This window comes from Saliniramus sp. (assembly GCF_035311605.1).
In the GTDB taxonomy this organism is placed as follows: Bacteria; Pseudomonadota; Alphaproteobacteria; order Rhizobiales; family Beijerinckiaceae; genus Saliniramus.
Genome location: NZ_DATGCW010000206.1, coordinates 1 through 9,769, shown reverse-complemented (window position 1 = coordinate 9,769; position 9,769 = coordinate 1). Strand labels below are relative to the sequence as shown.

General features: G+C 62.8%; 8 protein-coding genes and 2 tRNA genes. 8 read left to right on the top strand and 2 right to left on the bottom strand.

The annotated features are described in order from the left end of the window. Window positions 1–138: GTP-binding protein (locus VKP01_RS09465; RefSeq protein ID WP_324411903.1), on the bottom strand; the 138-nt coding region annotated here is incomplete at its 3' end. A 238-nt stretch (window positions 139–376) separates the two neighbouring features. On the opposite strand from VKP01_RS09465, the gene VKP01_RS09460 reads away from it, so the two are divergent. After that, complete coding sequence (locus VKP01_RS09460; protein ID WP_324411901.1) at window positions 377–1,564, top strand: CaiB/BaiF CoA-transferase family protein; 1,188 nt, start codon at window positions 377–379, stop codon at window positions 1,562–1,564. Here the strand turns inward: VKP01_RS09460 and VKP01_RS09455 are convergent, their stop codons facing one another. Then, a complete protein-coding gene (locus VKP01_RS09455; protein ID WP_324411900.1) occupies window positions 1,565–2,308 on the bottom strand; it encodes a sulfite exporter TauE/SafE family protein in 744 nt (247 codons plus the stop codon). Between the two features lie 260 nt (window positions 2,309–2,568). On the opposite strand from VKP01_RS09455, the gene VKP01_RS09450 reads away from it, so the two are divergent. From VKP01_RS09450 to VKP01_RS09420, 7 genes are all read left to right on the top strand, one after another. Continuing rightward, window positions 2,569–2,654, top strand: a tRNA-Tyr gene (locus VKP01_RS09450). Window positions 2,655–2,773: 119 nt separating this feature from the next. Further along, window positions 2,774–2,847 (top strand) — tRNA-Gly (locus VKP01_RS09445). 250 nt (window positions 2,848–3,097) lie between these two features. Then, entirely contained in the window at window positions 3,098–5,035 is a 1,938-nt protein-coding gene (gene ftsH / locus VKP01_RS09440) for an ATP-dependent zinc metalloprotease FtsH (RefSeq protein WP_324411899.1), read from the top strand. A 227-nt stretch (window positions 5,036–5,262) separates the two neighbouring features. Beyond that, complete coding sequence (gene glmM, locus VKP01_RS09435) at window positions 5,263–6,603, top strand: phosphoglucosamine mutase (RefSeq protein ID WP_324411902.1); 1,341 nt, start codon at window positions 5,263–5,265, stop codon at window positions 6,601–6,603. A 77-nt stretch (window positions 6,604–6,680) separates the two neighbouring features. Then, a complete protein-coding gene (locus VKP01_RS09430; RefSeq protein ID WP_324411898.1) occupies window positions 6,681–7,697 on the top strand; it encodes an outer membrane protein in 1,017 nt (338 codons plus the stop codon). Window positions 7,698–7,910: 213 nt separating this feature from the next. Then, window positions 7,911–8,645, top strand: coding sequence for an outer membrane protein (locus VKP01_RS09425; protein WP_324411897.1), 735 nt, complete (start codon window positions 7,911–7,913; stop codon window positions 8,643–8,645). 176 nt (window positions 8,646–8,821) lie between these two features. Beyond that, complete coding sequence (locus VKP01_RS09420) at window positions 8,822–9,586, top strand: outer membrane protein (protein ID WP_324411896.1); 765 nt, start codon at window positions 8,822–8,824, stop codon at window positions 9,584–9,586. Window positions 9,587–9,769: the final 183 nt, after the last annotated feature.

Below are 9,769 nucleotides of genomic sequence, written 5' to 3'. Positions count from 1 at the left end.
CGCCATGAATGACGCACCACCAGACTCCGCCAGAACCTTCGTAATCGCCGCAGTCAGCGACGTCTTGCCGTGGTCAACGTGACCAATCGTGCCGATGTTGCAGTGCGGCTTGTTACGTTCAAACTTTTCCTTGGCCATGGCTTTGGTCCCTGACGCCTCGATTCCAGAGTGGGTGGCGATAGCTGCCGGCGGCGTAGACACGGCTGCGCCTGTGCGCGCCCGCATAAAGCGCTTTGGCTTGCGCTTCAAGAGCAAAAACGCCCGAGGGCGTTCAAACTCCGCAACGGGAGCGATAGTGTGCAGGCAATCCGGCAGGTCCCGGGCCGGGCCGCAGTGCCATCCATGGCCCAGGGTGAATGATCGACGAGGAGTGGTCATGACAATGCGCGACGAAGATGACGGCACGCAGCCGACAGAGGCCTCCGCCCCCGATTGCCCGCCCGGCACGGAGCTCTCCGGCCTGCTCGTCGTCACCCTCGAACAGGCGGTTGCCGCGCCCTATGCCTCGAGCCGGCTCGCCGATGCCGGGGCGCGCGTCATCAAGATCGAGCGGCCCGAGGGCGATTTCGCGCGCCGCTACGACAAATACGTCGACGGCGAGAGCGCCTATTTCGTCTGGCTCAACCGGGGCAAGGAATCGATCGCCCTCGATCTGCGCGATACGGGCGACAAGGCTGTGCTCGCCGCGATCCTCGCCGAGGCCGACGTGTTCATCCAGAACCTCGCTCCCGGCGCCGTGACGCGCCTCGGATTCGATCAGGCCGAGCTGCGGCAGCGCCATCCGCGGCTGATCACCTGCGCCATATCCGGCTACGGGGACGAGGGCCCCTATCGCGATCTCAAGGCCTATGACCTCCTGGTGCAGGCCGAGAGCGGGCTCTCGGAGATCACCGGCACGCCGGAAGGCCGGGCGCGCACCGGCGTCTCGGTCTGCGATATCGCCGCCGGGATGACGGCCTATCAGAACATCCTTCAGGCGCTGATCGCGCGCGGCATCAGCGGGCGCGGGCGCCATGTCGCAGTCTCGCTCTATCACGCGCTCGCGGACTGGATGAATGTCCCTTACCTGCAATACGCCTATGGCGGCGTGACGCCGCAGCGTTGCGGGCTCAACCATCCGACCATCGCCCCCTACGGCGATTATGCCTGTGCGGATGGCAAATCGGTCCTGTTCTCCATCCAGAACGAGGCCGAATGGCGCAGTTTCTGCACGCAGGTGCTCGATCGTCCGGACGTCGCGACGGATCCGCGCTTCATCGACAATCCCGCGCGCGTGCGCAACCGCCCGGCGCTGGATGCGATCATCGCGACCGTCTTCGCGGGCATTCCCCGCGACGCCATGGCGGCACGATTGGAGGCGGCCCGCATCGCCTATGGCCGCGTCTCGACCATGGCGGATCTGCGGGCGCATCCGCAAAACCGGTTCGTGACGGTGGAGACGCCGGCGGGGCCGGTCACCATGCTCGCCCCCGGAGCGCTTGCCGACGGACAGAGCCCGGCCCTGCGCCCGGTTCCCGCCCTCGATGCCCATGGCGAGACCCTGAGGCATGAATTCGGCGGATGATCAGCCGATGAGCCCGCTATGGAACAGGCGGGCAGCCATCAGCGCCAGAATGATCAGGATCAGCCGCTCGAACGCCTTGCGGCTGAATTTCTTGCCCGCCCAGTGCCCGATTACCATGCCGAGCGCGATCGGCAAGAGCGCCAGCCAGCCCTGCAGGAAGCGTTCGAAGGTGAGAATCCCCGTTACGGCGAGGGCCACGGACTGCGTGCCGGTAAAAGCCAGAAACATGGCCGAGAGCGTGAAGACGAAGGTCTCGCGCGCCAGCCGCATGGCGTGAATGAAGGTCACTGTGATGGGCGCCGCAATCCCGGTCGCGCCCTGGAGGATCCCGCCGAAGAAGCCGACGGCCGGCGACCACCGCCAGGCAGAATCGGGCGGGATCCGCATCTCCGGGCGCGCCAGCGAGAGCCCGATATAAAGCACGACCATGATGGCGAGCAGCAGGGACAAGGTCGCCGCCGGAAGCGCCGTCAGCACCCAGGTCCCGATGATGACGCCGACGAACCCCGTCGGCAGCAACGCCTTGAGGAAGCCGCTGCCTTGGCGATAGGCGTGGAACTTCCATAATTGCCAGATATTCGTCATCACCAGCGAGACCATCATGATGGCGATGGCGTGCTGCACCCCGAGGAAGGCGGCGAGAACCGGGATGGTGACCAGCGGCAGGCCGAGGCCGGTCGCGCCCTTGACGAAACCGCCGAGGATCAGCCCCAGCATGACCATGACGGCCGATTCGAGTTCCACGTCCTCACCTCTTTCCAAGGATTCCCGCACGTCGCGCGACGCGCAAGCTATGCCCGCGCCGGCTGGTCCGCGCAACGGGCAGTCCCGCCATCCCGTCTGGGGCTGACGGGCCCGGACCGTCGGGCTGCCTGACCGGCCAGCCAGCACGAACCCGCCCGCGCGAATTTTTTTACGAACCGGACGGCGGCGGGTTGACACCGCGCGCCACGCTTTTCATAAGACGCGCATACCGACGCGCTGCTCCGGCGGCATCGCGCGGCGGGGGAATGTCCCGAGCGGCAAAGGGGGCTGACTGTAAATCAGCTGGCGTATGCCTTCGTAGGTTCGAGTCCTACTTCCCCCACCATATCATGTTCCGAAAAAATTGATTTTTGACGATATTTGGCATAAGCCGATCAACAGGCAGGTCATCGAGGGTTGTGCGTTTGCGCCGCGAGCGGTTTTGGCTACGATCCTCACACCCGGGCGGGTGTAGCTCAATGGTAGAGCAACAGCCTTCCAAGCTGAAGACGGGGGTTCGATTCCCCTCACCCGCTCCATCGCCCTGCAGCGCGAAGCGCTGTCATGCGCTGCAGATGCCCATATCTGGACGGGTTCCGCCGGACGTCGCGGTCGCGCCGCGAGGGCGCCGGCTTCGGGCATGTTGCCGCAGCCCCACCGCAATTCCGGTTCATTCCCTCTCCTGTCACTTGGCAATCCGCCCAAGCGTGCCTAAGTTACGGCGGACCATTGGTGGTGCGCGCGCACGGCGCGCTGCCGGATATGTACATCGGCGACGAACGGATCGAGATGAACCCGAATTTCAGAAACTTCGCCCTCTGGGTGGTCATCTTCCTTCTCGTGCTTGCCCTGGTGACGCTCTTCCAGAGCCCCAATCAGAGTCAGCAGGGACAGGAAATTGCCTATAGCCAGCTCTTGACCGATGCGGAGGCAGGACGTGTGTCCAGCGTCGTCATCGCCGGCGACGAGATCACCGGGCGTTATCAGGACGGGTCGGCGTTCCAGACCTTCGCGCCGAACGATCCCAATCTCGTCCAGACGCTGCAGGAGCGTGGTGTGCAGATCAATGCACGCCCGCCACAGGATAATACACCCTGGTTCGTTTCGCTCTTCCTCAACTGGCTTCCGATCCTGATCTTCATCGCCGCCTGGATCTTCCTGTCGCGGCAGATGCAGGGCGGAGCCGGGCGTGCCATGGGATTCGGGAAGTCGAAGGCGAAGCTCCTGACCGAAGCGCATGGTCGCGTCACCTTCGATGACGTCGCCGGCATTGACGAGGCGAAGGAGGATCTGCAGGAGATCGTCGAATTCCTGCGCGATCCCCAGAAATTCCAGCGGCTGGGCGGGCGCATCCCGCGCGGCGTGCTCCTGGTCGGCCCGCCCGGCACCGGCAAGACGCTCACTGCGCGCGCCGTGGCCGGTGAGGCGAATGTGCCGTTCTTCACGATTTCCGGCTCCGATTTCGTCGAGATGTTCGTTGGCGTTGGTGCCAGCCGCGTGCGCGACATGTTCGAGCAGGCCAAGAAGAACGCGCCCTGCATCATCTTCATCGACGAGATCGACGCCGTCGGTCGTCATCGTGGCGCCGGCCTTGGCGGCGGCAATGACGAGCGCGAGCAGACGCTCAACCAGCTCCTCGTCGAGATGGACGGCTTCGAGGCCAATGAGGGCGTGATCATCATCGCCGCCACCAACCGCCCCGACGTGCTCGATCCCGCGCTGCTGCGTCCGGGGCGTTTCGACCGCCAGATCGTCGTGCCCAATCCCGACGTCACGGGCCGCGAGAAGATCCTGCGCGTCCACATGCGCAAGGTGCCGCTGGCGCCCGACGTCGATGTGCGCGTCATCGCGCGCGGCACGCCGGGCTTCTCGGGTGCGGACTTGATGAATCTGGTCAACGAAGCCGCCTTGCTGGCCGCGCGCCGCTCCAAGCGCATCGTCACGCAGCTCGAATTCGAGGATGCCAAGGACAAGGTGATGATGGGCGCAGAGCGCAAGTCCATGGCCATGTCCGAGGAAGAGAAGAAGCTCACCGCCTATCACGAGGCCGGTCACGCCATCGTCGGACTCTACGTGCCCGCCGGCATCCCCGTCCACAAGGCGACGATCATTCCGCGCGGACGCGCGCTCGGCATGGTGAAGTTCCTGCCCGAGGGCGATCGCTATTCCATGAAATACAAGGAATACACTTCGCAACTCGCGGTCGCCATGGGTGGTCGCGTGGCGGAGGAGTTGATCTTCGGCAAGGACAACATCACCTCCGGCGCCACCGGTGATATCCAGCAGGCGACGAAGATCGCCAAGGCAATGGTTACCCAGATGGGCTATTCCGACGAGCTCGGCCTCGTCGATTACGGCTCGGGCCAGGACGAGCCCTTCGTCGGCATGTCGATGGGCAAGCAGAACACCACTTCCGAAGAGACCGCGCGCAAGATCGATGCGGAGGTTCGCCGTCTCGTCGATACGGGCTATCACGATGCCAAGAGGGTTCTCACCGAGCATTACGACGAATTCGTCACCATCGCTGAAGCGCTGCTCGAATTCGAAACGCTCAGCGGCGAGGAGCTGATCGGCCTGCGTGAGGGCAAGCGCCCGGTGCGCGAGGTTCCCGAGACGCCGCTCCCGGCACGCGGCTCGATCGTGCCCAGCGCCGGTGGCAAAAAGAAGCCGCGTCCGCGCGGCGAGCCTGATGCCGGCGATCCGGGCATCGAGCCGCAGCCGACCTGAGGCAAGAACCGTCGCGTTTGCGTGGTACACCGCCTTGAAACAATGCCCGCCCCATCGGCGGGCATTGTCATTTACGCTCGGTCAGTCCTTTGCGCGTAATATTTCAACAGACAATGTGAACGAACACGGACATCGTCGCCGCCCGTGCAACTTGACGCTCCCCGAGGTGCGGGGTAGCTGCAACGAGCGAACGGAAAACGGCTTTGATCAATCGGGGGGGTGCGACCTTGCGCCAGTATTTCGGAACGGACGGCATTCGCGGGAGGGCGAACAGCACCATCACGCCGGAACTCGCCATGCGCGTCGGCCAGGCGGCAGGGCTCGTCTTCAACCGGGGTGATTATCGCCACCGCGTGGTGATCGGCAAGGATACGCGTCTTTCCGGCTACATGATCGAGAACGCCCTCGTTGCCGGCTTCACCTCCGTCGGCATGGATACGCTGCTGCTCGGTCCGATGCCGACGCCGGCCGTCGCCATGCTGACACGGTCCATGCGTGCCGATCTCGGCGTGATGATCTCCGCCTCGCACAATCCCTTCGAGGATAACGGCATCAAGCTGTTCGGTCCCGACGGTTTCAAGCTCTCCGATACGACCGAAAAGCGCATCGAGAAATTCATCAATGCCGATCTGACCCGCCGTCTCGCCACGGCCTCGCAACTGGGGCGGGCGCGGCGCGTCGAGGGTGTGCAGGCACGTTATGTCGAATTCGCCAAGCGCACCCTGCCGCGTGGACTCGATCTGGACGGACTGCGCATCGTGCTCGATTGCGCCAACGGCGCCGCCTACAAGGTTGCGCCGGATGCGCTCTGGGAGCTCGGCGCGGAGGTCTTCGCCATCGGTATCGAACCGGACGGCATGAATATCAACCGCGAAGTCGGCTCCACGGCGCCTGAAGCGCTCCAGGCCAAGGTGCGCGAATTGCGCGCCGATATCGGCATCGCCCTCGACGGGGATGCCGACCGGGTGATCATCGTCGACGAAAAAGGCCAGCTGGTTGATGGCGACCAGCTGATGGCGGCGATCGCGCGCAGCTGGCGGGAGGACGAGCGGCTGTCGAAACCCGGCATCGTGGCGACCGTGATGTCCAATCTCGGGCTTGAGCGCTACCTCGCGGGGCTGGGCCTCGAGACGATCCGCACCGCCGTCGGTGATCGCTATGTGCTCGAACACATGCGGGCGCATGGCTACAATCTCGGCGGCGAGCAATCCGGGCACATCATCATGTCGGATTATGCGACGACGGGCGACGGCCTCGTCGCCGCATTGCAATTGCTGAGCGTGGTCAAGCGCAGCGAGAAGCCGGTGTCCGAGGCCTGCCACAGTTTCGATCCCCTGCCGCAGGTCCTCAAGAACGTGCGTTATGCCGGGGGCGATCCTCTCGGTGACGCGCGCGTCAACGGTGCGATCGAGGCCGGACGCAAGAGCCTGGACGGCAATGGCCGTCTCGTCATCCGCGCCTCCGGCACGGAACCCGTGATTCGGGTGATGGGGGAAGGCGATGACGCTGATCTCGTCACACGTGTGGTTGACGATATCGTCGGGGTGATCAGCCGAGTCGCGGCCTGAAAAAGCTCACAACTGCAGACTGTTATATCCAACTCGTGTCTCGGAATAACACGGGCTTTCCAGTCTTATGGAGAAGATTGTTAGGCCTAAGATTTAACTTTAAGTCGTATTTAACAAATCGCGTTCATTCTTCGGGAAGTCTTACCAACGCGCGCTGCTTCGTGCTGCCTGCGTTTGATGCTCGAAGAGGACAGTCTGTCATGCGTGAAGTTCGGCTTTCAGCCTTTGCCGGAACCGCCCTTGCCGGGATCGCGCTCGCCGGAGCAACCCTGCTCGCCGGTGGATCAGCGACCCTTGCCGCCGATCTTCCGGCGCCCCCTCCGGTTTACGAGCCGCCTCCCCCGCCGGTCGCCATCGGCGGCGGCTGGTATTTGCGCGGTGATGTCGGGGTGACGCAGCAACATCTGAAAGATCTCACCAACGTGGATCTCGATGCGCGCGTTATCAATGCTGGTAACAGCATCGACTTCATCAAGCAATCCTTCAACCCGGCCGCGACCATTGGTGTCGGTGTCGGCTACCAGGTGAACAACTGGTTTCGTGCGGATGTGACCGGTGAATACCGCACGCGCTCACGCTACAGTGCCACCGAGCAGATCCTGCGGCCGGACGGCACCACGGCTGCCAATGGCGTGAACTATTTCGACGCGTCCAAGACCGAATGGGTCGGCCTCGCCAATGCGTATCTCGACCTTGGAACATGGGGTGGGCTGACACCGTATGTGGGCGCAGGTATCGGTTTCGCACGGGTGCGGATCGGCCATTTCCGGGATATCAATCTCACGCCGGGGAATCCGACTGTCGCAACGGCACCTGCCGGAACGCGCACGAATTTCGCGTGGGCGCTGCATACCGGCTTTGCCTATCAGTTCAGCGACACCATGAAGATGGATGTCGGTTATCGCTACCTGAACATGGGCAAGGGCGAGACCGGGGGCCCGGCGCGCAATCAGAATGGCGGCGGCACGTCACAGACGCCTTGGGTTTTCAACAACCTGCACTCGCACGACATCCGCGTCGGCCTGCGCTGGATGCTTGATGCGCCGCAGGCCCAGCCGGTTCATTGGGATGAGCCGGTGATTCGAAAGCATTGATCTGCGGTGATCTTGGAAAACCGCATGATCATGATCACCATACGCTTTTTGCAAACGGCGCCGCAGGGCGCCGTTTTCATTTTCGGGCGCACAATCAAAAAGTGCAATTTTCTGTTAAGCTTAATCATCACTTAACGATCACCGGCGATAGTCGAAATCAGAAATCGCGCGGCCTGCGTGAGTTGATTCGTTGTCACAGCCGAGGACTTCGTCATGTCGAGGGTAATGCCGATCGCGGCGGCCATCATGGTCGGTCTCGCCGCCAATACCGCACAAGCAGCTGATCTGCCGCCACTCCCCGATCTCGACCAACCGCTCATCAGCGACCGCCCGCTCGGCGCCGGCTGGTATCTGCGCGGCGACGTCGGAATCGGCTCGACCGGGCTGGGCTCTGCCGTCAGTAACGATGCGCCGGGCACGCGCGAACATACCAATCGGCGCATGGGAACCGGCATGAGTCTAGGGGCCGGTGCCGGCTATCAGTTCAACTCCTGGCTGCGGGCAGACGTTACCATCGATCACCGCTTCGACGCCCGCTATCGTGGGAAGACCCGCCTCGGCACTGCCGACTGGCATCATCAGGGCCAGATGTCGGCCACGACGATGCTGGCCAATGCCTATCTCGATCTTGGCACCTGGCATGCGTTCACCCCGTATATCGGTGCCGGCCTCGGCTTCTCGGCCAAGCGGCTGAACCAGTATGAAATCAGTTCCGGGGGCACCACGCTCGCCTCCCTGAAAAACCGCAACCGCAATGATTTCGCCTGGGCGCTGATGGCCGGTGTCGCGGTCGATACCGGTGCCAATACGAGCCTCGATCTCGGCTATCGCTATCTCAACCTGCGTCATGCCAATACCGGCATCACGACGGGCTTCGGCGGCGTCTCGCTGCGCAGCCTCGAATCGCACGAGTTCCGCGCCGGTCTCAGATGGCATTTCGGAAATTAATACAATTTTCAGATGCTGGTAAGCGGTTGTTAAGGTTAACAGACCAGTATCAAGGCAGAAATCAGTATGACACCGCGTATTCGGCGCGGCACCTTTAAAGAGGAAAGACGATGCGGGCCAGATACTTCATCTCGACGGCAATCCTCGCCGCGCTCATTGCCCCTGCAGCACCGGCCATGGCCGCCGATGTCTTCGGCCCGCTGCGCGGCACGCAATATGGAGGCCCGGCGATGAAGCCGGTGGTTGCATGGGAGGGCGGATATTTTGGTGGCACCGCCGGCGCGACGACGGGCAATGCATCATTCAGTGGCTCATTGAGCGATTCTGTCGGCTTTATCCTGCGTAATACGACGATCAATGACCTGCTTGGTGTTGATCAATGGCTTGCTCCTCGTACAGGCGCCATGAATTCAGGCAATTTCGGGCTGTTTGCGGGTTTCAACTATCAGATTGACGAAGCGGTCCTTGGTTTCGAGGCCGACTATTCCCGCGTCAAGCTCTCGACCTCCGGCCAGGATGCCATGGGACGCAGCACGGAGAGCAACGGTGTTCGATACGTTGCACGCACGAATGGCGAGGTTTCTGTCGAGGTTCGCGACCTCATGACCCTGCGCGGTCGTGCCGGATATACGATGGGGAGCTTTCTGCCATTCGTGACCGGTGGCCTTGCATTGGCAAACTACACAACTTTTAGCAGCGCCACTGTCGACACGACAGAGACCGTTGTCGCAACGGGCGTCGTCATCGGCGATCTCGACGAAACCGAGACCCGTCGCAAACGTCGCATCGGCATCGGCCTTGCCGGCGGTGCCGGTGTCGACGTCTCCGTTACGGAGAATCTGTTCATCCGTGGTGAATGGCAGTATCTGCATTTCCCCGATCTCAACGGTGCAAACGTCAACCTGCATAATTTCCGCGCCGGTGCCGCCGTGAAATTCTGAAAAATCCCGGCATCAGCGCAAATCCATCGTCAGAAAGCCCTTGCGGCGCGTCGGAACTCCGGCGCGCCGCTTCGCTTGCCATCCTTCCCCAGCGCGAGGCTGTTGACGGGAGCCGGCAACGCCGTCATACCCGTCGGCGGGACACCTCCCCCCAACGGGAGGCGCCCATCTGAGAGGATGGAG

Coding starts and splice junctions, on each gene's coding strand:
- VKP01_RS09425 (WP_324411897.1), top strand. CDS start 7,911: ATGTCGAGGGTAATGCCGATCGCGGCGGCCATCATGGTCGGTCTCGCC.
- VKP01_RS09420 (WP_324411896.1), top strand. CDS start 8,822: ATGGCCGCCGATGTCTTCGGCCCGCTGCGCGGCACGCAATATGGAGGC.
- ftsH (WP_324411899.1), top strand. CDS start 3,098: ATGAACCCGAATTTCAGAAACTTCGCCCTCTGGGTGGTCATCTTCCTT.
- VKP01_RS09460 (WP_324411901.1), top strand. CDS start 377: ATGACAATGCGCGACGAAGATGACGGCACGCAGCCGACAGAGGCCTCC.